At 59.3% G+C, this 23311-nt stretch carries 22 protein-coding genes; 14 read left to right on the top strand and 8 right to left on the bottom strand.

Going from position 1 to position 23311, the window contains the following annotated elements; translation table 11 throughout:
- The first annotated feature begins 229 nt into the window (after positions 1-229).
- The gene (locus CGZ77_RS08905; protein WP_009426868.1) at positions 230-2464 is read left to right on the top strand and encodes a DNA internalization-related competence protein ComEC/Rec2; all 2235 of its coding nucleotides are present in this window, start codon (positions 230-232) and stop codon (positions 2462-2464) included.
- A 242-nt stretch (positions 2465-2706) separates the two neighbouring features.
- On the opposite strand, the gene CGZ77_RS08900 is transcribed toward CGZ77_RS08905, so the two are convergent.
- The 3 genes from CGZ77_RS08900 to CGZ77_RS08890 all read right to left on the bottom strand — a co-directional run bounded on the left by CGZ77_RS08900 (position 2707) and on the right by CGZ77_RS08890 (position 5321).
- A complete protein-coding gene (locus tag CGZ77_RS08900; RefSeq protein WP_036496477.1) occupies positions 2707-3573 on the bottom strand; it encodes an SIS domain-containing protein in 867 nt (288 codons plus the stop codon).
- A gap of 110 nt (positions 3574-3683) precedes the next feature.
- Positions 3684-4379: a 6-phosphogluconolactonase gene (pgl, locus tag CGZ77_RS08895; RefSeq protein WP_009426866.1), complete on the bottom strand. Its 696-nt coding sequence runs from the start codon at positions 4377-4379 to the stop codon at positions 3684-3686.
- A gap of 285 nt (positions 4380-4664) precedes the next feature.
- On the bottom strand, positions 4665-5321 hold the full coding sequence (locus tag CGZ77_RS08890; RefSeq protein ID WP_009426865.1) for an OmpA family protein: 657 nt from the start codon (positions 5319-5321) through the stop codon (positions 4665-4667).
- 128 nt (positions 5322-5449) lie between these two features.
- On the opposite strand from CGZ77_RS08890, the gene glyQ reads away from it, so the two are divergent.
- From glyQ to CGZ77_RS08825, 13 genes are all read left to right on the top strand, one after another.
- Complete coding sequence (glyQ, locus tag CGZ77_RS08885) at positions 5450-6361, top strand: glycine--tRNA ligase subunit alpha (protein ID WP_036496516.1); 912 nt, start codon at positions 5450-5452, stop codon at positions 6359-6361.
- 159 nt (positions 6362-6520) lie between these two features.
- A complete protein-coding gene (rhuM, locus tag CGZ77_RS08880) occupies positions 6521-7507 on the top strand; it encodes a RhuM family protein (RefSeq protein ID WP_009426863.1) in 987 nt (328 codons plus the stop codon).
- Positions 7508-7610: 103 nt separating this feature from the next.
- The gene (msbA, locus tag CGZ77_RS08875) at positions 7611-9458 is read left to right on the top strand and encodes a lipid A export permease/ATP-binding protein MsbA (protein WP_009426861.1); all 1848 of its coding nucleotides are present in this window, start codon (positions 7611-7613) and stop codon (positions 9456-9458) included.
- A gap of 243 nt (positions 9459-9701) precedes the next feature.
- A complete protein-coding gene (gene glyS / locus CGZ77_RS08870; protein ID WP_009426858.1) occupies positions 9702-11762 on the top strand; it encodes a glycine--tRNA ligase subunit beta in 2061 nt (686 codons plus the stop codon).
- Positions 11763-11914: 152 nt separating this feature from the next.
- Positions 11915-12403 carry a GNAT family N-acetyltransferase gene (locus CGZ77_RS08865; protein ID WP_009426857.1) on the top strand — a complete coding sequence of 163 codons (489 nt, stop codon included), beginning with the start codon at positions 11915-11917 and terminating at the stop codon, positions 12401-12403.
- A 177-nt stretch (positions 12404-12580) separates the two neighbouring features.
- Positions 12581-13660 carry a glycosyltransferase family 9 protein gene (locus CGZ77_RS08860; RefSeq protein WP_094031125.1) on the top strand — a complete coding sequence of 360 codons (1080 nt, stop codon included), beginning with the start codon at positions 12581-12583 and terminating at the stop codon, positions 13658-13660.
- Positions 13661-14686 carry a hypothetical protein gene (locus CGZ77_RS08855; RefSeq protein WP_094031124.1) on the top strand — a complete coding sequence of 342 codons (1026 nt, stop codon included), beginning with the start codon at positions 13661-13663 and terminating at the stop codon, positions 14684-14686.
- Positions 14687-14749: 63 nt separating this feature from the next.
- Positions 14750-15838 (top strand): hypothetical protein, encoded by a 1089-nt coding sequence (locus CGZ77_RS08850; RefSeq protein ID WP_232504833.1) that lies wholly within the window; start codon positions 14750-14752, stop codon positions 15836-15838.
- On the top strand, positions 15835-16908 hold the full coding sequence (locus CGZ77_RS08845) for a hypothetical protein (RefSeq protein WP_094031123.1): 1074 nt from the start codon (positions 15835-15837) through the stop codon (positions 16906-16908). Before CGZ77_RS08850 ends, CGZ77_RS08845 begins: the two co-directional genes overlap by 4 nt.
- A 45-nt stretch (positions 16909-16953) precedes the next feature.
- Entirely contained in the window at positions 16954-18018 is a 1065-nt protein-coding gene (rfbB, locus tag CGZ77_RS08840; RefSeq protein ID WP_094031122.1) for a dTDP-glucose 4,6-dehydratase, read from the top strand.
- Positions 18019-18103: 85 nt separating this feature from the next.
- A complete protein-coding gene (locus CGZ77_RS08835; protein ID WP_094031121.1) occupies positions 18104-18424 on the top strand; it encodes a hypothetical protein in 321 nt (106 codons plus the stop codon).
- 365 nt (positions 18425-18789) lie between these two features.
- Positions 18790-19053 (top strand): hypothetical protein, encoded by a 264-nt coding sequence (locus CGZ77_RS08830; RefSeq protein ID WP_157697533.1) that lies wholly within the window; start codon positions 18790-18792, stop codon positions 19051-19053.
- 119 nt (positions 19054-19172) lie between these two features.
- Positions 19173-19541, top strand: coding sequence for a hypothetical protein (locus CGZ77_RS08825; RefSeq protein WP_094031119.1), 369 nt, complete (start codon positions 19173-19175; stop codon positions 19539-19541).
- 167 nt (positions 19542-19708) lie between these two features.
- On the opposite strand, the gene CGZ77_RS08820 is transcribed toward CGZ77_RS08825, so the two are convergent.
- The 5 genes from CGZ77_RS08820 to CGZ77_RS08805 all read right to left on the bottom strand — a co-directional run bounded on the left by CGZ77_RS08820 (position 19709) and on the right by CGZ77_RS08805 (position 23296).
- On the bottom strand, positions 19709-20524 hold the full coding sequence (locus tag CGZ77_RS08820) for a sulfite exporter TauE/SafE family protein (RefSeq protein WP_094031118.1): 816 nt from the start codon (positions 20522-20524) through the stop codon (positions 19709-19711).
- Between the two features lie 90 nt (positions 20525-20614).
- Positions 20615-21376 carry a glycosyltransferase family 2 protein gene (locus CGZ77_RS08815; protein WP_009426844.1) on the bottom strand — a complete coding sequence of 254 codons (762 nt, stop codon included), beginning with the start codon at positions 21374-21376 and terminating at the stop codon, positions 20615-20617.
- 61 nt (positions 21377-21437) lie between these two features.
- Positions 21438-21566 carry a hypothetical protein gene (locus CGZ77_RS12650; RefSeq protein ID WP_009426843.1) on the bottom strand — a complete coding sequence of 43 codons (129 nt, stop codon included), beginning with the start codon at positions 21564-21566 and terminating at the stop codon, positions 21438-21440.
- A gap of 76 nt (positions 21567-21642) precedes the next feature.
- Positions 21643-22692 (bottom strand): recombinase RecA, encoded by a 1050-nt coding sequence (recA, locus tag CGZ77_RS08810; protein ID WP_009426842.1) that lies wholly within the window; start codon positions 22690-22692, stop codon positions 21643-21645.
- A gap of 112 nt (positions 22693-22804) precedes the next feature.
- On the bottom strand, positions 22805-23296 hold the full coding sequence (locus tag CGZ77_RS08805; protein WP_009426841.1) for a peptidylprolyl isomerase: 492 nt from the start codon (positions 23294-23296) through the stop codon (positions 22805-22807).
- Positions 23297-23311 lie beyond the last annotated feature (15 nt).

Raw genomic sequence — 23311 nt, 5'->3', positions numbered from 1 at the left:
CGGTTTCAGACGGCCTCTCAAACGGCAAAGAACGCGCGCCTGATGTGGCACACACCCACAAAGGCCGTCTGAAAACCCGATCCGCGCTTTCAGACGGCCTCAACAACACCGGCATCCCGAAACGTGCCGCTATCGGAAAATTTATCCCGCCACCGTTCCGGAAACCTCATTTACGCACAGGCAGGAACGGCCTTTTCCCAACCATCAAGCCAAGCCGACAGGAGCCGCCGTGCCCTTTTACCTACTGCCCGCTTTCGCCACCGGCGTACTGCTGTCGTTCGCCCTGCCCTTTGTGCCGCCGCCCGCTGCGTGGGCGGCGGCTTTCTGCTGCGCGGCGGCGGCTCTGCTGCGGTGGAAACGCGCGGGTTTGCTGCTTTTGCTGCTGCTTGTCGGCGCGGCTTACGGCGTGTGGCGCACGGAGCTGGCGTTGGCGCAGCGGTGGCCGTCTGAAAAACAGGGCGAGACGCTGGCGGCGGCGGTGCGCGTGACGGGGCTGGCGCAGGACGACGGGCGGCGGGTGCGCTTTAGCGCCGAAGCGGTGGCGGACGACGGACGAAGCTACCGCGTGCAGCTGGCCGACTACCGCCGCCGCGACTGGCCTGCAGGCAGCGTGTGGCGGCTGAACCTGCGGATGCGCGCCCCCGTCGGCGAGAACAACGCGCGCGGTTTCGGCCGCGAGGCATGGGCGCTGGCCAACGGCATCGACGCGCTGGCGACGGCGGGTGCCGATCGGCAGGCGCTGGGGTTTGCAGACGGCCTTTCAGACGGCCTCCTGCGCCTGCGCGCAGCCGTCAGCGCAAGCTGGCGGCGGATGCCGCAGGAAACGGCCGACGGCGCGGCACTGATGCGGGCGTTGGCCGTCGGCGAACAGGACGCGTTGCGCGGCGAATGGTGGCAGGCTTTCCGCCCGCTGGGGCTGAACCATCTGGTAAGCGTGTCGGGGCTGCACGTGTCGATGGTGGCGCTGCTGGCGGCATGGCTGGCAAAAAGGCTGCTGCTCGTACTGCCCGTTGCGCCGCGCCGGCCGAAGGTTTGGCTGCTGGCGGCGGGCGTGGCGGCGGCCTTGTTTTACACGGCGCTGGCGGGTTTTGCCGTGCCGACGCTGCGCTCGCTGCTGATGGTGGCGGCGGTGGCGGCCGCGTGGGCGGCGGGCGGCGCGGCTTCGGCCTGGCGCGGCTGGTGGTTTGCGCTGGCTTTGGTTTTGCTGCTCGACCCCTCGGCGGCACTCGCGGTGGGAAGCTGGCTGTCCTTCGGTTTGGTGGCGTCTCTGCTGTGGGCGGACTCGTGGCGCACGGGCAGGCGTTCTTGGCCGCTTGCCGCCCTGCGCGGGCAGTGGGCGGCGACGCTGGCCTCGTCGGTGGCAACGGGCTGGCTGTTTGCCGCCCTGCCCCTTGCCTCGCCGCTGGCAAACGCGCCGATGATTCCGTGGTTTTCCTGGGTGCTGGTGCCGCTGGCGTTGGCGGCGTCGCTGCTGCCGTTTTACCCGCTGCAATACGCGGCATCATGGCTGGGCGAACAGACTTTGCAGACGCTGGCTTGGCTGGCGGATTACGCGCCCGAATGGGGCGTGGCCGCCGCGCCGTGGCCGCTGTCCGCGCTGGCGGCTGCGGCGGCCTGCGTGTGGCTGCTGCCGCGCGGCGCGGGCTTGCGGCCGTGGGCGGCGCTGGTGCTGGCGGGCTTTGTCTTCTACCGCCCCGCGCCGCCCGAACAAGGCCGTCTGAAAACCGTCGTGATCGATGTCGGACAGGGTTTGTCGGTGTATTTTCAGACGGCCTCGCACGTCCTCCTGTTCGATACGGGCACGGAGGGTGCGGCGCAGATGCAGACCCTGCCCGTCCTGCGCGCGCTCGGCGTGCGGCGGCCGGACGTGCTGCTTTTGTCGCACCACGATGCCGACCACGACGGCGGCGCGCCGCTGCTCACAGCCGCCCTGCGCCCGCGCGCCGTGCTGGCCGGACAGCCGGAGTTTTACCCGCAGGCGCAAAGCTGCCGCGAGGAAACGGCATGGGAATGGGACGGCGTGCGCTTCGAGCTTTTGGACACGGGCGCGGGCGGCGCGGGCGACAACGGTCAAAGCTGCGTGCTGCGCGTGCTGGCGGGGGAAACGGCGGTGCTGGTAACGGGCGACTTGGACACGCGCGGTGAGGCCGAACTGGTACGCCGCTACGGCGACGCCCTGCGCTCGCAGGTGTTGGTGTTGGGACACCACGGCAGCAAAGGCTCGTCGTCGGGCGCGTTTGTCAACGCCGTATCGCCCGATTACGCCGTCGCCTCGGCAGGCTTCGGCAATCCCTACGGCCACCCCGCCCGCGAAGTGCAAACCCGCCTGTCCGCCCACGGCGCACACCTGCTGCGCACCGACCGACAAGGCGCATGGCTGTTCGACAGCGGCGGCCAAACCCTGAGCGCACGCCAATGGCAGCCCAAACGCTTTTACTGGCAGCAGAAACCGTTTGCCGACTGAACGTGCGGCGGTTGGAACCGAAAACCCCGCGCGCACCAAACTCCCTCCCCTGCGCCGCAAGCGCGGGAGAGGGAACGCTGTTGTTCCGACGGGTTTCAGAAACGTCATTCCCGCGAAGGCGGGAACGGCCTCAAAAAACAAGCCGCAGGCCGTCTGAAAGCATCGAATCCGCCGTGCACAACAATAGGCCGTCTGAAAACCCGAAACGGGGTTTTCAGACGGCCTTTTTCGTTTCGGCGTTTTCAGACGGCCTCTTGACTTTTGCCCCTGCCCGCGTCCACATGCCGCCCTTGCAGGCTGCGTTTGCCTTTTTCCAGTTGCAGGCTGGCGGTTTCGCCCAGGCGCAGGGCGAGGCCGATGGCGAGGATGTCGATGACGGTCAGTTGCAGCAGGCGCGACACCATCGGTGTGTAGCGTTCGCTGTCTTCCTGTGTGAACACGTTGAGCACGCAGTCGGCCAATTCGGCTAGCGGCGAACCGGCGCGGGTGACGGCGATCACGGCGGCGCCGTTGGCTTTGGCGGCCGCCGCCACGTCAAGCAGGCCGGAGGGCGTGCCCGATTTGGAAATCACCACTACCACGTCCTGATCGCTCAACACGGCCGCCGCCATCAGCTGGATGTGCAGGTCGGAATAGGCGACGGTGGAGATGCCGAAGCGGAAGAATTTGTGCTGCGCGTCCTGCGCGACGATGCCGGAATTGCCGACGCCGTAAAACTCGATGCGCCGCGCGTGCACCAAGAGCGACACGGCGCGTTCCAACTCGGCTTCGTCAAGAAAGCGGCGCGCGCCCAAGATGGCGGCGGCAGTATTGCCGAGCACTTTTTCCATCACGGCGGCCATGTCGTCCTGCGCGTTGAGCTCTTCGTGAACGAAGGGCATACCCTCGTTGCCCATGTCGGCGGACAGGGCGATTTTGAATTCGGGCAGCCCTTTGAAACCCATGCTGCGGCAGAAGCGGATCACGGTGGGCTGGCTGACGCCCGAGCGGCGGGCGATGTCGGCCACGGCCGCATGGACAAACCATTTGGGGTCGGCCAGCGCACATTCGGCAACTTTGCGCTCCGCACCCGACAGGGCGGAGAGCGACAGGCTGATTTGGTTCAACACTTTATTTTCCTTTGTTTTCCCTTTTGGTTTATTGCCGTTTTCAGACGGCCTGAGGCCGTCTGAAAACGGGGTTTGAATAAAATTGAAACATGGTTCGCGCAAACGGCGGCTCAGACATCGGCCGCATAATACACGGCGAAGGAAGGCGCGGCCGCTGCGGCAAGTCCGACGGGGAGAGCCGCCGAAGCTTCGGCCTCGGCGCGGCGGTACACCGCCAGCTTGTCCGCACCGGCAATCGCCAGATAGACGCGCGGCACACGGGCGATTTCCGCCAGCGCCAGCGAAATACGCTCATGCGGCGCGGCAGGCGGGGAAACGTGCAGCAGCGGCTGCGGGTAATCGGGCGAGAGGCCGTCTGAAAGCTGCGGCGCGTCGGGAAACAGCGAGGCGGTGTGGCCGTCGCCGCCCATGCCGAGCACCAGCACGTCGGCGCGGCGGTAAAGACGCAGCGCGGCCGCCACGGCTTCGGCGGGCGGCGGCACGGTGTCGCCGTCGGCCACCAGCGCTATCCACTGCGCTTCGGTGGCGCGGTTTTGCAGCAGGTTTTCCCGCACCAGACGCGTGTTGCTGTCGGCATGGGCAGTGGGCACAAGGCGCTCGTCGGCCAGCGTGACGGCAACGTTTTTCCAGTCCAAATCTTCCTGCGACAGGGCACGGAAAAAGGCAAGGGGCGAGCGTCCGCCCGATACGGCCAGCACGGCGTTTCCTTTTGCCGCCAGAGCCGCGCGCAAATCTTGCGCCACGGCTTTTGACAGGGCGCGGGCGGCGGCTTCGGCGGTGGGGAAGGTGTGGAAAGAAGCATTCATCGGGTTTTCCTTTTATTTGGACGGTGCGGGCATCGCGTCCGAAAGCTTGCAGACAGCGCTGATGACGCAAAAGGTGCGGTCGCCTCCTACGATAAAGGCCGTCTGAACACCGCTTTTGCCGTTTTCAGACGGCCTCGACGTTTAAAGCGCAGGCCGTCTGAAAGCGGGGTTTCAACGAAGTTAAAACACATCCGCCGCGCCCGTTGCGCATGCGCGGGGAACGAAAGGCCGTCTGAAAGCCTCTCGCCGGCGCGGCGCTTTCAGACGGCCTTTTCCGTGCGGGAATTATTCGACGAACACTTCGACGCGGCGCGCCTCCGCTCCGATGCCTGCGTCGGCATCGGCCGGTTTGCGCAGCTCGATTTGTTTCTCGGGTACGCCGAAGCCTTGCAGCACGGAGCGCACGGCCAGTGCGCGGCGTTTGGACAATTCTTCGTTGAAGGCGGCGTTGCCGGTGTTGTCGTGATAGCCGGACACCACTACTTTTTTACCCGCCAGCGCGGCCACCAGCACGTCTTTCAACGCCTGCTGCGCGCCCGGTGCGACATCGTCCTTGCCGCTGGCAAAGTAGAATTTCACCGCGCCGTTGGCCGTGACGATTTTCGCTTCGTCCTGCCCGTCCTGCGGCGCTGCCCCGGCGGCAGGTGCGGCCGAAGCGGCCGCTTCGGTTTGCGGTGCGGAAATTTCGATAACGGTTTCTTCAACCGCCACGGCATCGGGGATACCGCTGCCCAAAACGGGGGCGCTTCCCTCAAGTTCCTGCGGCATCTGTGCCGGTGCGGACGCTTCCGACGCGGCGCGGCCGTAATCGGGCGAGCCTTCTATGCGGCCGGTTTCCCAACCCCACACTGACAAAAACAAAACGGTCAGCACCGACAAACCCGCCGCGCCGCCGACCAGCCACAAACCGATTTTCTGTTCTTTCTGCTGATTGCTGCTCATCACATTCCTTTTACAAAAGACAAACAAAAATTTTCGCCATTATAAAGGCAATGTCCGCACCAAGCTATCCAAAGCCCCGCCTAAACAGTAAAATGCCCGCTTTTCTGCGAATCACACAACTTTCCGCCATGCTGACTTTCCAACAAATCATCTTCAAACTACAAAACTATTGGGCCGCCCAAGGCTGCGCCATCATTCAGCCTTTTGACATGGAAGTGGGCGCGGGCACATCCCACCCTGCTACCTGCCTGCGCGCGCTCGGCCCCGAGCCGTGGAACGTTGCCTATGTGCAGCCCAGCCGCCGCCCCAAAGACGGCCGCTACGGCGACAACCCCAATCGCCTGCAACACTATTACCAGTTCCAAGTCGCGCTCAAACCCGCGCCCGCCGACATCCAAGATTTGTATCTGGGCAGCCTGAAAGAGCTGGGCATCGACCCCACCGTGCACGACATCCGCTTCGTTGAAGACGACTGGGAAAACCCCACACTCGGCGCATGGGGCTTGGGCTGGGAAGTATGGCTCAACGGCATGGAAGTAACCCAGTTCACCTATTTCCAGCAAGTAGGCGGCATCGACTGCGCCCCCGTGCTCGGCGAAATCACCTACGGCATCGAACGCCTGGCCATGTATCTGCAAGGCGTGGAAAACGTGTACGACTTGGTTTGGACGATTACGCCCACAGGCGACAAACTTACCTACGGCGACGTGTACCACCAAAACGAAGTCGAACAATCCACCTACAACTTCGAATACAGCGACGCCGCCTGGCTGCTTGACCAATTCAACGGCTACGAAGCTCAAGCCAAACGCCTGCTTGCGCTGGAAGACGCATCGCTTGCCCTGCCTGCTTACGAGCTGGTGCTCAAAGCCGGCCATACCTTTAACCTGCTGGACGCGCGCGGCGCGATTTCCGTAACCGAACGCGCCACCTACATCGGCCGCATCCGTGCCCTAAGCCGCAGCGTGGCGCAAAAATATGTGGAAGGGCGCGAGAAGCTCGGTTTCCCGTTGTTGAAAACGCAGGAAAAAGCAGCCTGAAAGGGTTTTAACTTCGTTGAAGCTGCGCTTTCAGACGGCCTTTGATGTGCAGCAAGGCCGTCTGAAAGCATAAAACGGCGCGGCTGTTTTGGCTGCCGGTGTTTCTAAACGGCGGATTTTCCCGAACGGCTTTCAGGCTGCCTGAAAAAAGCTGGAACCATGAACAATCCCATCGAAATCTATCAGACTTCAGACGGCCAAACGCAGGTGGAAGTGCGTTTCGGCCAAGAAACCGTGTGGCTGTCGCAGGCGCAGATGGCGCAGCTTTTTGGTAAAGACGTCCGCACCATAAACGAGCATATCGGCAATACTTTTGCCGAAGGCGAATTGGAGAAAGAACCAACTATCCGGAAATTCCGGATAGTTCGCCAAGAAGGCTCGCGCTCGGTGAAACGCGAGATTGATCATTACAACTTGGATATGATCATCTCTGTCGGCTATCGGGTGAAATCCCCGCAGGGCGTGGCCTTCCGCCGCTGGGCAACCGCCCGCCTGAAAGACTACCTGCTCAAAGGCTACGCGCTCAACCAAAGCCGTTTGCAGCAAAACGCCGCCGAGCTGGAGCAGGCCGTCGCCCTTATCCGCAAAACCGCCGCTTCGCCCGAGCTGACCGTCGAAAGCGGGCGCGGGCTGGTTGATATTATCGGCCGCTATGCACAAACCTTTCTCTGGCTGCAGCAATACGACGAAGGCTTGTTGAGCGAACCCAAAGCCCAGGCGGGCGGCACGCTGCCCACTGTCGGCGAAGCCCGCGCCGCGCTGGCACAGTTCAAGCAGCAGTTAATCACGCGCGGTGAAGCCACCGAACTGTTCGCCCGCGAGCGCGACGGCGGCCTTGAAGCCCTACTCGGTAATCTCGAGCAAACGGTATTTGGCGAACCCGCGTATCCCAGCATCGAAAGCAAAGCCGCGCACCTTCTGTATTTCGTCGTCAAAAACCATCCGTTTTCAGACGGCAACAAACGCAGCGGCGCATTTTTGTTTGCCGATTTCCTGCACCGCAACGGGCGTTTGTTTAACACGCGCGGCGAAACCGTCATCAACGACACCGGCCTGGCTGCACTCACGCTGCTGGTGGCCGAGTCCGACCCCAAACAAAAAGACACGCTTATCCGCCTGATCATGCACATGCTTCAGGCAGCCTGACGCTTTTCAGACGGCCTCAGCCTGCCGCCAAAGGCCGTCTGAAAACGCCGTTACCGTAAAACCGCAGCCGCTGCCTGCCAATCCAAACAGAGCATTCCGCCCCATGACCGAAAAATCTTTCAGCCTGTTCAACAAGCAAGACACACAGAATCTCAGACGGCTGCTCGGCTATATGCTGCCCTACAAAATGCGTATTTTCTGGGCATTTCTCGCCATCGTCGTCGTTGCTGGCACGGAAAGCTATCTGGCCGCCTTTATCGCGCCCCTTGTCAACCAAGGTTTTGTCGCGCCCGAAGCCGCGCCCGCAGCAGGCGAAGCCGGTCACTGGTATGCGGCGCTTGCGGATTTGAAAAACCGGATGAACCATTTTATCTGGGGCTCGGAATACAAAGTTTGGGCGGTGCCTGCGTTTCTGATTTTTCTTGTTACCCTGCGCGGGCTGGGGCGCTTTGTCAGCGACTACCTGCTCTCGTGGGTGGGCGTGGAAGCAATAGCGCACCTGCGCCGCGATATGTTCGCCAAAATGCTGAAACTGTCGTCGAAAGTGCAGCAGGAAGAACCTTCGGGCAACCTGTCCGGCCGTTTTCTCGTGCAGGCGGGCATCGCCGTTTCCAACGCATCGGGCGTGTTCGTTACCGTCTGCCGCGACAGCCTGATTGTCGCCGGCCTGGTGTTCGTGCTGCTCTATCTCAACTGGCAGCTCAGCCTGGTGGTGGTGTTGATGTTTCCCCTGCTGCTTTGGCTCTCTTCCTATTACCGTAAACGCCTGAAAGCCCCGCAAATCGGTGCCCAGCTCACCCTCTCCGAGCTGACCTCCGTCATCAACGAGCTGCATCAGGGACACCGCATCGTCAAAATGTTCGGCGGCTACCAAAACGCGCTTGACCGCTTCGCCGCCGTAAACGACAACATCGTACGCATCAACAAAAAAATCGCCCAAGCCTCCTCCGCCCGCTCGCCCGTCAGCGAATTCATCGCCTCCGTCGCGCTGGCCGTCGTCATCTTCATCGCCCTGTGGCAGAGCCGCAGCGGCACCACCACCATCGGCGAATTCATGGCCTTCATCATCGCCATGCTGCAAATGGTCGCCCCGATCAAAAACCTCGCCAATGTCGGCATCCCCATGCAGGCCATGTTTATCGCCGCCGACAACGTCTGCGAATTTCTCGACATCCCCGACGAAGCCGACGGCGGCAGCAAAACCATAGACCGCGCCCAAGGCCGTCTGAAATTCGACCACATCAACGTGCGCTACGCCGGACAGGACAAAAAAGCCCTCGACGACTTCTGCCTCGACATCGCACCCGGCGAAAAAACCGCCCTCGTCGGCAGCTCCGGCAGCGGCAAAACCACCGCCGTCAACCTCCTGCCCCGCTTTGTCGAAGCCGAATCCGGCCGCATCCTCCTCGACGGCACCGACATAGAAGAACTCACCCTCGAGAGCCTGCGCCGCCAGTTCGCCCTCGTCTCCCAAGACGTATTTCTGTTTGACGATACCTTGTATAATAACGTGCTTTACGGCCGCCCCGACGCCACGGAAGCCGAAGTGGAAACCGCCCTCAAAGCCGCCAACCTGTGGGACTTCGCGCAACGGCAGCCGCAGGGCTGGCACACCCCCGTCGGCGCCAACGGCAACCAGCTCTCCGGCGGCCAGCGCCAGCGCGTCTCCATCGCCCGCGCCATCCTGAAAGACGCCCCCATACTGCTGCTTGACGAAGCCACCAGCGCACTCGACAACGAATCCGAACGCCTCGTGCAACAGGCACTCGAACGCCTGATGAGCAACCGCACCAGCATCATCGTCGCCCACCGCCTGTCCACCGTCGAACAGGCCGACCGCATCATCGTCATGGACGGCGGCCGCATCATCGAACAGGGCAGCCATGCCGAACTGCTGGAAAAACAAGGCTACTACGCTGCCCTCAGCCGCAAAATGCCCGCGCCGGAATGACTTTCAGACGGTCTCATAACCTGCCCTTCAAAGGCCGTCTGAAAAACAAACGCAGCACGCAAAACCCTTTTCAGACGGCCTGCGTAGGGTGTGTGGCTCTGCCACGCACGCGGCTCAAAACGCAAGGGCAAACCGTCTTTTCAGACGGCCTTCGCACCGCAAAGGCCGTCTGAACGCATCATCCGAACCCGTCAAAACAGCAAAACCCCGCCGCCCGCACGGCCGGAAAACAGAAAGCAAAAAATGACCCAAACCCTCTTAATCGAACTCCTTACCGAAGAACTCCCGCCCAAAGCCCTCAACAATCTGGGCAACCATTTCGCCGCCGCTGTGGCCGAAGGCTTGGAAAAAGCGCAACTGATTCAAGGTAATGTGCAATATACCGCCTACGCCTCGCCGCGCCGTTTGGCCGTGCAGGTGTCAAACGTCAAAGCCGTGCAGGACGACCAACACGTTGTGAAAAAAGGCCCCGCCGTCGCCAACGCGATGAAAGACGGCGCACCGACCAAAGCGCTTGAAGGCTTCGCCCGCTCCTGCGGCGCCGACATCGGCAGCCTGAAAATCATCCACGACGGCAAGCAGGACGTGTACGCCCACGAGTTCACCCAAGCGGGCAAGCCGCTCTCTGAGCTTTTGGAAGACATCATCAATCAGGCGGTGAAAAAGCTGCCGATTCCCAAAGTGATGCGCTGGGGCAGCAGCACGCACACCTTCGTGCGCCCCGTGCACGGCCTGGTGATTCTGCACGGCGCAAACGTCGTGCCCGCCAATGTATTGGGTTTGCAAAGCGGCAATACCACTGTGGGACACCGCTTCCTTTCAGACGGCCTGATTACGATTCAAAACGCCGACTCATACGCCGAGCAAATGCGCGAGCAGGGCAAAGTCATCGCCTCATTCGCTACCCGAAAAGCCGCGATCCAGACGGCCTTAAACCAACACGCAGGCCGTCTGAATGCCACGGCAGCCGCCGACGAAGCCCTGCTCGACGAAGTTACCGCGCTGGTGGAATGGCCGGTGGTGCTGGAAGCCGGTTTTGAAGCGCATTTTCTCGAAGTGCCGCAGGAATGCCTGATTCTCACCATGCAGCAAAACCAAAAATATTTCCCGCTTTTGGACGCAAACGGCAAATTGATGAACCGCTTTTTGCTGGTGTCCAATCTCGAAGCTGCCGACCCCTCGCACATCATCCACGGCAACGAACGCGTTTTGCGCGCGCGCCTGTCTGACGCCGAATTTTTCTACAAACAAGACCAGAAAAACACGCTCGAAAGCCGTTTGCCCAAGCTCTCAAACGTGGTGTACCACAACAAAATCGGCTCGCAGGCCGAGCGCATCGAGCGGCTGCAAAGCATCGCCGCCCACACCGCCGACCAATTGGGCGCCAACCGCGCCGAAGCCGAACGCGCCGCCCGCCTCGCCAAAGCCGACCTCGTTACCGAAATGGTGGGCGAGTTCCCCGAGCTGCAAGGCACAATGGGCAAATACTACGCCCGCCTCGATGGCGAAAACGCCGCCATCGCCGATGCCATCGAGCAGCACTATCGCCCGCGTTTTGCCGGCGACGCGCTGCCCGAAAGCCCCGTCGCCACCGCCGTTGCGCTGGCCGACAAACTCGAAACCCTGGTCGGCATCTGGGGCATCGGCCTGATTCCCACCGGCGACAAAGACCCCTACGCCCTGCGCCGCGCTGCGCTGGGTATCTTGCGTATGCTGATGCAGTACGGCTTGGACGTAAACGATTTGATTCAGACGGCCTTTGCCAGCTTCCCGCAAGGCCTGTTAAACGACAAAACCCCCGCCGAAGTGGCCGACTTCATGCAGGCGCGGCTGGCCGTGTTGCTGCAAAACGATTATCCGCAAGACATCGTCGCCGCCATGCTGGCCAAGCGCCCCGGCCGTCTGAACGATTTGGCCGCCAAGCTTGACGCCGTCGCCGCCTTCAAAGCCCTGCCCGAAGCCGCCGCGCTCGCCGCCGCCAACAAGCGCGTGCAAAACCTGCTGAAAAAAGCCGATGCAGAATTGGGCGCGGTAAACGAAGCCCTGTTGCAGCAAGACGAAGAGCGCGCCCTCCACGCCGCCGCACAGGCCATGCAGCCCAAAATCGAAGCCGCGCTGGCGCGTCAGGACTTTCAGACGGCCTTGTCCGAGCTGGCCGCCGTCAAACCGCAGGTCGATGCCTTCTTCGACGGCGTAATGGTGATGGCCGACGATGCCGCCGTAAAACAAAACCGCCTGAACCTGCTCAACCAGTTGTCGCAACAGATGAACGCCGTGGCGGATATCGCGCTGCTGGGCGAGTAAACAAAAGCAGCCTGAAAACGGCTTTTGCGGTTTTCAGGCTGCCTTTATTGCAACAGCCGCAAGTCGGATATTTGTATCCGACACCTTGCTTTCAGACGGCCTCAAAGCAGCCTGAAAACAAGCCAAGTGCCCGCCAAACAGGAAAACACGCCATGCCCCAAACCGTTACCCTTGTGCCGTACGACCCCGCACACGCCGCCGATTTGGACTACCGTCTGCACGGAGAGCAAGCACAATACTCGGTTTCGCCCCAAGAGCGGCTGCAAAACGGCCGGTTCGCCGCGCCCGACTGTTTGGCCGTAACCATTTTGTGCCAAAACCGCCCCATCGGATTTTTCATCCTTGATAAAGGCAGCGACCGCCTTACTTACAGCGCCAACCCCCGCGCCGTATTGCTGCGCTCGATGTCGGTCAACCCCGCATATCAGGGCCAAGGCTGCGCCCGCGCGGCGCTGGCTGACGATAAATTGGCGCCGCTCATCCGCAGCATATTGCCCGACTGCGACGAAATCGTGTTCGGCGTACACCACGCCAACCGCGCCGCCATCGACCTGTACCAAAGCTGCGGATTTGCCGATACGGGGCGAACCTTTATGGGCACAAAGGGGCTGCAATATATTTACAGCAAAACGATTCGGTAAAAGGCCGTCTGAAAAGCAGTCTGAAACCCCAACCGCCGTCATTCCCGCGCAGGCGGAAATCTGCTCCGAACCACGGGCAACGGCGGATAAAACCACTCGCAGCAGCCGAAAAAGATTCCCGCCTGCGCGGGAATGACGGAACGGCTAGGCCGTCCACCCGAAAAAGACCCCCAAACAATGAGCGCAAAAACCCTGTTCAAAGCCATCAAAAAACGCCTGCAAACCTTGCGCATCCGTGCGGGCAAGGCGCTGCTCGACCGTGCGCCGGGGCCGTCTGAAAAGCCGCTTGCGCCCGAATCTGTCGGCGGCATTCTGTTTTTGCGCCAAGACGGCAAAATCGGCGACTACATCGTCAGCTCGTTTACCTTTCGCGAAATCAAAAAAGCCGCGCCGCACATCCGCATCGGCGTGGTCTGCACCGAGGCCAACCGCAGCCTGTTTGACGCCAATCCGCATATCGACGCGGTGCATATTGTCCAAGCCAAAAGCAGCCGCTCGTATCGGGAAACCGGCCGCTCGATTGCAGGGCAATATGATGTCGTTATCGATCCCACCGTATTGGTGCGCAACCGCGATTTGGTTTTAATCCGCAGCATCAGCGCGCCCTACAACATCGGCTTTGCCAAAGAAAACTACCACATTTTCAACCGCAACATCGCCGATAAAAAACAGCATTTCAGCGAGATTTACCGCGAGGCTTTGCAGATTTGCGGTTTCCAACACATCGACACGCGCTACGATTTGCCCGAGCAGCCTGAAAGCGCCGCCGCCGTGGGCGCGTTTTTGCGGCAAAACGTGCTGGGCAATTATGTGGCGGTAAACTTTTTCGGCGCGGCCAACCGCCGCCGTTTCAGCGAAGCGCGTATCCGCGAAATGCTCGATTATTTTGCCGCGCATTTTCCCGATACGCGCTTTGTACTGCTTACTTATCCTGATGCCACTCCGCTGCTGTCGCGCCTGATTGCGGGGCGGCGCAACTGTTTTCTCTACGCCGATACCGCCACAGTGCAGGATTCCGCCGAACTCATCCGCCACGCGCACACCGTGATTTCGCCCGATACCGCGCTGATTCACATCGCCGCCGGTTTGGATAAAAACATCATCGGCCTATATCAAAACGACGCGCAGAATTTCGCCAACTGGCATCCCAATTCGCCGCGCGCCGAGATTGTGCGCTTTGAAGCGCATATCGACGAAATCGCGCCCGAAATGCTGGCCGCGCCGCTGGCACGTTTTACCGCGCAGGAGGCCGTCTGAATGGGCAAACCCACCGTATTGCTGGGCATGATTAACGATGCCGCCATGTCGCAAACCGTAGCCGCCTGCCTCGAATACCACGGCTTCGAGGTGGTCAACTTCGCCCTTGATTCGCTCGATTTCCGTTACCCGAATTGGCGCGTCCGCACGGCGGTACAGCTTAAAAAACTGCTGGGCAACCGTCAGGCCAAAAAAGAATTGATGGTCGGGCTCAAACGCCGCCAGATTCAGACGGCTTGGAATGCGCATCCGCAGTTTGACTACGCGCTGTTTATCCGCGCCGACATCTACCCCGACAGCTTTCTGCGCGAAGTGCGCCGCCGCAGCCGCGTGATGGTGAACTACCAATGGGACGGCGTGGCACGCTTTGCCGCCGCCCAAGCGCAAATCGGCCTGTTTGACCGCTATTATGCGTTTGACCCCGCCGACATCCGCGCTGATTCCCGCCTGCTGCCCGCCACCAGTTTTTATTTCGACCACGACCTAAGCGGCCTTGCGCCCTACAATCCCGCCGCGCCACGGTTTTACTTTGTCGGCTCGCACCGCGCCGACCGCCTCGACGCCATCCGCCGCTTTTGCCGGTACGCGCAGCAGGCCGGCTGGCAGCTCGATTTTCACATCGTCAACCCAAACCAGCCCGAAGCCGCTCAGGATTACCCCTTTGACGGCGTTTACTTTGCCGACGATGTCCCCTTTGCCGACAACCTCGAGCGCGCCCGCCGCAGCAGCGTGTTGGTCGATTTCGTTATCAGCACCCACAGCGGCCTGTCGCTGCGCACCTTTGAAGCCCTCGGCTACCGCAAAAAACTGATTACCACCAACGCCGAAATCGAAAAATACGATTTCTACCACCCCGACAACATTTTTATCTGGCGCGGCGGCAGCCTCGACGGCCTGCAAGCGTTCATCGCGCGGCCGTATCACGAACTGCCGCAGGAAATCTACCAAAAATACAGCTTCGGCAACTGGGTGCGCTATGTGTTGGACATTGAACCGCACATCAAAATCAGTCTGCCCGCCGCGTGAGTTTGGCAAGGCTGCCAAAACGGTAATTATCAACCCTACCCCGCAGACAACGAATCACATACAATGCCGCCCTTCCATCACGCCGACACCGCCATGAAAGCCAAAACCGTCATCCTCGCCATGCCGCCCATCTTCGGCATCCACCAAGTTATCGCCGAAAACCTGCGTTTTCACGGCTTTGAAGTAACCGAACTCATTTTTGTCGAAGAAAAAAAATTCGCCTACCGCAATATTTGGGAGCGTGTGAAAAAACTGTTTTTCCGCAATATCCTGCGTCGGCGCGAATACAAAAAGGAAAAATTGTTCGCTCCCTACCTACCCGAATTTTCCCGCCGCTTGGATCAAATCGAAGGCAGGGCCGACTACTGCCTGATGTTCTGGCCGGGCGTATTCCCCAGCAAATTCATACAGACACTGCGCGACAAAAGTCGCCTGATGGTACATTACAACTGGGAAACTCTGGAATTTCTCGAACACGAATTCTACAAAATCAAATTCTTCGACAAATTCATCTTTTTCGACCCCTACGACATCGGCCGCCGCCCCGAATACGCCGACAGGCTCGTTCCCGCCACCAGCTTTTGGTTTGACGCCTATCCCAACAGCAGAGAAAACAACGGCAGTCTGTTTTTCATCGGTACACACCACAAAGAGCGTGTTGCCGACATCCGCGCGTTTTATCGTGTGGCAGAAGAACTCGGCCTACCCACCGATTTCCGCATCGCTGCCAAAGACACCGCTCAAGCCAAGCTCGAACTGGGTTTGGACGGCATCCGCTATTTGACTATGGACGAAGCCCTGCCCTACCGCGACAACCTACTAACCGCACAAAAAGCGGGGGTATTGGTGGATTTTCTCCACACCAAACACCACGGCCTGTCGCTGCGCGTCTTTGAGGCATTGGGCTACGGCAAAAAGCTGATTACCACCAACCCCACCGTCATCCATTACGATTTCTACCATCCCGACAATATTTTTGTCTGGAACGGCAACAATACCGAAGAACTGAAAGCTTTCCTGCAACGCCCCTACCACCCGCCACTGGAAGATTTGCAACAGAAATACAGCTTCGGCAACTGGCTGCGCTGGGCATTCGATATCCAACCCAACCAAAGCATCGGCCTGCCACTATTACCTGGGATAAAAACATGAAACAAACCGACAAACCTACCATACTGATCGGTTCGTGGCAGGTAAACGGCATTTACCAACTGATTGTCAGCGAGCTGGAAAAAGCCGGATTTGCTGTTGTCGACATCAGCTACGACCATACCTTCCCTCCCTTCCGCTATCCGTCCTCTGCCGCACGCGCAGCCGTTTTTTTCAAAAAAAACATCCTGAGACAAAAAAACGCCAAACAAAGGCTGGTAGAAGATTTTCGTGGGCAGCATTTCGACAACATCTGCCGCCGCATACGCGGACAAATTGCCGGCCATCCCCATTTTGACCATACCCTCATCCTCGGCGGACAGATTTATCCGCCCGATCTCATCGGCGAAATCAAAGCTAAAACCCGCGGCCTTACCGTCGCCTATCAAAGCGATGCCCTCAGCCGTTTTCCCGATATTTGGCAAACATTTTTCCTCTACGACCGCGTATACGTCTTCGACCCGGCCGATATAGCCGCATACTCCGGTAAAGTGTATCCCGCCACCAACTTCTATTTTCCGCCGGAACAGACTGCGGCAGACACTGTTTCCGATGTCTACTTTCTCGGCTCACACCTGCCGGAATTGCAACGTCATGAAGCCGTTGCCGCTTTCGCCCGTTATGCCGAGGCCAGCAACCTGAAACTCGACTTTACCATCCGCTATTTATCCGAATCTGATTTTCGACGGCACGACACCCTGTACCCCAAAAACGTCCGTGCCACCATGCAAAGCCTGACCTTCGCCGAAAACATCAGCCGCGAACAAAACAGCCGCGTCCTGATAGACTTCAAGCCGCCCATACACAGCGGCCTGTCCTTCCGACCATTCGAAGCACTCGGCTACCGCAAAAAACTGATTACCACCAACCCCGACACCGCCAAATATGATTTCTACCATCCCGACAACATCTTTATTTGGGACGGAAAAACCTTCGACGGCATCGACGAATTCCTCGCCACACCCTACCGGGACACCGACCCCGCCATACGGGAAAAATACAGCTTTGCCAACTGGGTTCGCTATATTCTGCAAATCGCCCCCCACCTGCCGATTACCCTACCCGCGTCCTGACAGGCCGTCTGAAAGCCCATCTACCCGAAAACACAGGAAATCCCCATGACCCTTCTCATCACCGGCGGCGCCGGCTTTATCGGCTCCGCCCTTATCCGCCACCTGATCCAAAACACCGACGAGCGCGTCGTCAATCTCGACAAACTCACCTACGCCGGCAACCTGCAGTCCCTTGCCGCCGTGGCCGACAACCCGCGCTACACCTTCGAGCACGCCGATATCTGCGACCGCACCGCGCTCGAGCGCATCTTCGCCAAACACCAACCCCGCGCCGTGATGCACCTGGCCGCCGAAAGCCATGTTGACCGCAGCATCGACAGCGCAGGCGAATTTATCCACACCAATATCATCGGCACCTTCACCCTGCTCGAAGCTGCCCGCGCCTATTTCGAAAAGCAGCCTGAAAACCAGCGCGCTGCCTTCCGCTTCCACCACATCTCCACCGACGAAGTCTATGGCGACCTGCACGGCACCAGCGACCTCTTCACCGAAACCACCCCCTACGCCCCGTCCAGCCCCTACTCCGCCAGCAAAGCCAGCAGCGACCATCTCGTGCGCGCCTGGCAGCGCACCTACGGCCTGCCCACTCTGATCACCAACTGCTCCAACAACTACGGCCCCTGCCACTTCCCCGAAAAACTCATCCCCCACATCATCCTCAACGCCCTCTCCGGCAAACCCCTGCCCGTGTACGGCGACGGCAGCCAAATCCGTGACTGGCTGTATGTCGAAGACCATGCCCGCGCCCTGTATCAGGTTGTTACCCAAGGAAAAGTTGGCGAAACCTACAACATCGGCGGTCACAACGAAAAAACCAATCTCGAAGTCGTACGCACCGTCTGCGCCCTGCTGGAAGAACTCGCGCCGCAAAAACCCGCCGGCGTGGCGAAATACGAAGACCTCATCACCTTCGTCAAAGACCGCCCCGGCCACGACGCCCGCTACGCCATCGACGCCGCCAAAATCGGCCGCGAACTCGGCTGGCAGCCGCAGGAAACCTTCGACACCGGCATCCGCAAAACCGTCGCCTGGTATCTGGAAAACCGCGACTGGTGGCAAAACGTCCTCAACGGCAGCTACCGCCTGCAACGGCTGGGCAAAGGCGCGTAAACCGGCAAAGAGGCCGTCTGAAAGCGAAACTTCAACAAAGTTAAAACGCTTTCAGACGGCCTCAAACACAAAAACCGGGAAACCTGTGCCGCAACCCCGCCCCCTGACCGAACGGGAACAATGCCTGTTCGACATCCTGATTGCACGCATCCGCCCGCCCCACCGCCTGACCTTCCGCCACGGCGGCCAAGTTCTGCCCCTGAACGACGGCGGCATGGGCAGCCTGCGTTTCATCGACACCAACCCGTCTGCTGCGGAACAAGTTTCCATAGCCGTTGCCGAATACCTGACAAACGACAGCGACGGCATCCCCGTCCTTGCCACCCTGTACGCCCTCCCCGGCGGCAGCCTGTACGAAATCGACATCCGGAAAGCCGACTTCAGCCCCATGCGGCATTTTCCCTAACCTGCCTTTTCAGACGGCCTCAAACCCAAAGGCCGTCTGAAATCCGCCAATCCTCCCGACAAAGGAAACATCATGAACAGCAAACGCTTCACCCCCCCCTCGCCGCCGCCCTCGGCATAGCCACCCCGCCGCCCCGCTTTTCAGGCTACCTTAAAGCGCAAAGGCAGCCTGAAAACACAGAAAAAACAACATGGACAAAATCAATTTACTCAAACAAAAAATAGACGGATTTATCCACCTCCATAACGAATTAACCCACCTCTATGGGCAATTAAAACCATCAGAACTTGCACCTTATTTGAATAAAGAGGACTTTCACAAACTCAGAGAGCTCATCATTCTTGGAGAAGAACGATACTATTTTTTTGAAACCTTACTTTGCTCCAATATTGATCTTGCCAAAGAAATATTGGGATGTGTTTTATCTTGGCGAATACGCTTCGCCCGATACCAAATACGGCGGCTACGAATTTGATTTGTTTATCATGCTGCGCAGTTTTGCAGATATTTTCGGGAAAGAAGGATTGGCGGAATATCTAAAAGAAATCAAAGCATCCAATAACCGATTAAAAGATAAGCGCGTGCGCAGGGTTTCAGCTGATATTTTCACAGATGAAGAAACAGAATAAACAGCAAGCCGCATACACAGTTCAAAAAGCAGCCTGAAACACCTATTTTCCATTTTCAGGCTGCCTCTTGCGCACAAGAACAGGCAGACTGAAACCCGAACCCATTCAGGAAAACAGTTATGATTGCCCTAAAACTATCCTTTGCTTACAGCGCGTTTGAACTGTTTTGCGCCCCGTCTTTCTTGGCGCAAATCCCGTCTGCCGCCGAACACGGCACATCCTATCCCGCTGAATTTTCTTTTAAAAACGCAGCAAAGCCCGCCGTTTTGCATATTGCAAAAAATGCCAACGCTGACGACGATACGCTGGAAATCACCCAAAACTATATTTACCTGAACATATCCGACAACAGCATCGCGCTGATCCGCCATTACTCCGCGCTGATTGCAGAACACGGGCTGCCGTTTTCCAAAGAAATGCCCGACATAACGGTTTTGCCGCATAACAGAGACGTATCGTTTATTGTTTATGCAGATGAGCCAAAATAAAAAATATGCGGCGTTGCTGCACCTTGCCGTACTACCTGCTTGCTTCCTTGTATCTTTTCTATTTTGACTCACTATAAAAGGCCGTCTGAAAACGGGGAAACCCTTTTCAGACGGCCTTTTGCATTGCGTGAGGACAAGGCGCGCCCGCCATCCGCGGCAACAGCGCCCTACCAGTTGTGTACGATTTTCCAAGCCATGCGCAGGGTAATCAGCAGCAACAGGATGCCGAAGCCTTTTTTCAGCTGCGCGGCGGGCAGTTTGTGCGAGATTTTCACGCCGAGGGGGGCGGACACCAGTGTGGCGGCGGCCAGCACGGCGACGGCGGGCAGGTAGATGAAACCGGCCGAGGCGGGGGGCAGGCCGGGGCTGCCCGCTCCGGCGTACCAGTAGCCCGCCGCGCCCGCCACGGCAATCGGCCAGCCCAATGCGGCGGAAGTGCCGACGGCGCGGTGGACGGGGACGTTGCAGAAGGTGAGGTAGGGCACGGTGAGCGAGCCGCCGCCGATGCCGATCCAGCTCGACAGGATGCCGAAGAGTCCGCCCATGCCAAAGAGGCCGCCGCGCCCGGGCAGGTGGCGGCTTGGCGAGGGTTTGATGCCCATCAGGGCGCGCACGGCGATGATGCCGATAAAGACGGTGAAGAAAATCTGCAAACCTTTGCTCGGCAGGTAGCGGGCAATCAGCGCGCCTGCGGCAACGCCGGCCAGGACACCGGGAATCATGCTTTGCAGAATCCGCCAGTCAACCGCGCCTTTTTTGTGCTGCGACAGGGCGCTGGAGAAGGAGGTGAACACCATCACGGCAAAGGATGTGCCGATGGCGGTGTGCTGGGCGTAGGCCGACTGCTCCAAGCCCTGCATCTGCAAAATCCACAATACCAGCGGCACGAGTATGGTGCCGCCGCCGACGCCGAACATACCGGCGATGATGCCGGCCAGCGAGCCGACGGCCAGCAGGATGATGATGGTTTCGGGTGTCCACATGGTTGCTTCTTTCTGTTGGCAAAAAGGCCGTCTGAAAGCGGGGTTTCAACGGATCTCGAACCCGACGGGGCTTTCAGACGGCATGAGTATTCAGGAGCGGCTTGTCTGCCGCACATACATTTCCTGCAGTTTGATGTATTTGTTGAGGGTGTAATTGGCGTAGTTTTTCGCCAGCGCGTAGCCCAATGCGCCGTCGAGAAAGCCGAGTTTGAGGAAATACATTTTGACGAAGGCCGTCTGCGGGCGCAGCCAGAGGTCGGCGAAGGGGCGCGGGCGGCGGCCTTCGCGCAGATAGCGCTCGGCAGAAAGGGCGGAATAGCGGTTCATTTTCGCCAGATACTGATCCCAGCCTTCGTAGGTGTAGTGCAGCATGGGGGCAGCGAGGTCTTTTTCGGGATAGGGGTGGACGGTTTTTTCGTGCACCAGTCCTTCGACGCGCACGCCTTCACGCGGCAGCAGGCGGGTGACGCGGTCGGGGCTGAGCGGGCCGTGCAGGACGGGGCGGCCGCCGAAGTGGTTGGTACGGATGACGCGGTAGGCGGTTTGTTCTCCGGCATCGGTGGCACGGCAGATTTCGGCGGCCAACTCGGGCGTGCAGCGTTCGTCGGCGTCGATGATGAAAATCCACGGGCAGGATGCCTGCTGTACGGCAAAGGTTTTTTGTGCGCCCCAGTCGCCGTTCAGGGCGCGGCGGATGACTTTCGCGCCGCACTCTTCGGCGATTTGCGCGGTGGCATCGTCGCTGAAATCGTCGATAACGATGGTTTCGGCGGCGAAGGGGCAGCTTTCGATACAGGCGCGGATGTTTTTTTCTTCGTTTTTCGCCAGGATTAAAACGCTGATGTCGGCCATGTCGTGTCCTTGTGTGCAAAAGGCCGTCTGAAACGCGGAGGGGTTTCGGACGGCCTGTCGTTTATTGGCTGATGCGGTTGCGTTCGCGCTCTTCGCGGCCTTCTCTGACCGCGCCGACGAAGAAGTAGATGCCTGCGGCGATGAACGCGCCGACGGTGACGGCGGTGAAGGTGAAGAGGAAGTTTTGCATGGTGTTTCCTTGTTGCGGCAGGCCGTCTGAAAGGCATTTTTATGTTTTCAGACGGCATGTGCGGGTTTGGCCGGGATTATTCCTCGGGCTCGTCGCCGTCGGTTTCGTCGCGCGTGCCTTCGGTGATTTGGATGTTCACACCGGCTTTTTCGCGGATTTTCGCTTCGATTTCACCCGCGACTTCGGGATTTTCTTTCAGCCAGATGCGGACGTTGTCTTTGCCCTGGCCGATTTTCGCTCCGTTGTAGCTGTACCAGGCGCCGGATTTTTCGATGACGCCGAGTTTGCTGCCGATGTCGATCAGCTCGCCTTCCCAGCTGATGCCTTCGCCGTAGAGGATGTCGAACTCGGCAGTGCGGAAGGGGGGCGCGACTTTGTTTTTGATGACTTTGACTTTGGTTTCTTTGCCGATGGGGCTTTCGTCGCCTTTTTTAATCTGCGTGCTGCCGCGGATGTCGATGCGCACGGAGGAATAGAATTTGAGCGCGTTGCCGCCGGTGGTGGTTTCGGGGTTGCCGAACATGACGCCGATTTTCATGCGGATTTGGTTGATGAAAACGACGAGGGTATTGGTTTTTTTGATGTGGCCGGTGAGTTTGCGCAGCGCCTGGCTCATCAGGCGTGCTTGCAGGCCGACGTGGCTGTCGCCCATTTCGCCTTCGATTTCGGCTTTGGGCACGAGGGCGGCAACCGAGTCGATGACAACCATGTCCACGCCGCCGGAGCGCACCAGCATATCGCAGATTTCCAGCGCCTGTTCGCCGGTGTCGGGCTGGGAGACCAGCAGGTCTTCGACTTTGACGCCGAGGGCGCGGGCATAAACGGGATCGAAAGCGTTTTCGGCGTCGATAAAGGCGCATACGCCGCCCGCTTTTTGGCATTGGGCGATGGTTTCCAGGCACAGGGTGGTTTTGCCGGAAGATTCCGGGCCGAAAATTTCGACGATGCGGCCGCGCGGCAGGCCGCCGACGCCCAGTGCCAGATCGAGGCCGAGCGAGCCGGTGGAAATAACCTGCAGATCTTCGTCGGGGCTGCTGCCGTCCATTTTCATGATGGAGCCTTTGCCGAACTGTTTTTCAATCTGCGCCAGGGCGGCGGCGAGGGCTTTGCTTTTGTCTTCTGCCATGATGTTCTCGTGTTTGGGAAACAGTGAAAATAAACGCGCGGATTATCGCATAAGGGGAGGCCGTCTGAAAGCGTTTCGCCCTTTCAGACGGCCTCCTGCGGCGACAAGCCGTTTATACGATTTCGGCTTTTTCGATGATAACGGGCTCTACGGGCACGTCGTCATGGTAGCCGTGGCTTTTGGTGGCGACTTTCTCGATGGCGTCCACCACGTCGAAGCCGTCGGTCACTTTGCCGAAAACGGCGTATCCCCAGCCGTGCAGGCTGGGCGAGGTGTGGTTGAGGAAGCCGTTGTCTTTGGTGTTGATGAAAAACTGCGCCGAGGCCGAGTGCGGCGCCTGGGTCCGCGCCATGGCGATGGTGTATTTGTCGTTGGAAAGGCCGTTTTGCGCTTCGTTTTCGATGGGGTCGCGGGTGGCTTTTTCGCCCATGTCGGGGTTCATGCCGCCGCCTTGGATCATGAAGCCGGGAATGACGCGGTGGAAGATTACGCCGTCGTAAAAGCCGTCTTTCACATACTGTTCGAAGTTGGCGGCGGTAAGCGGCGCTTTTTCGTGATCGAGTTCGAGGGTGATGACGCCTTTGTTGGTGGTCAGTTTGATCATGGGATTTCCTTTATG

It is taken from the genome of Neisseria sp. KEM232 (assembly GCF_002237445.1).
GTDB lineage: Bacteria > Pseudomonadota > Gammaproteobacteria > Burkholderiales > Neisseriaceae > Neisseria.
This window is presented reverse-complemented; position numbering and strand designations above follow the sequence as displayed.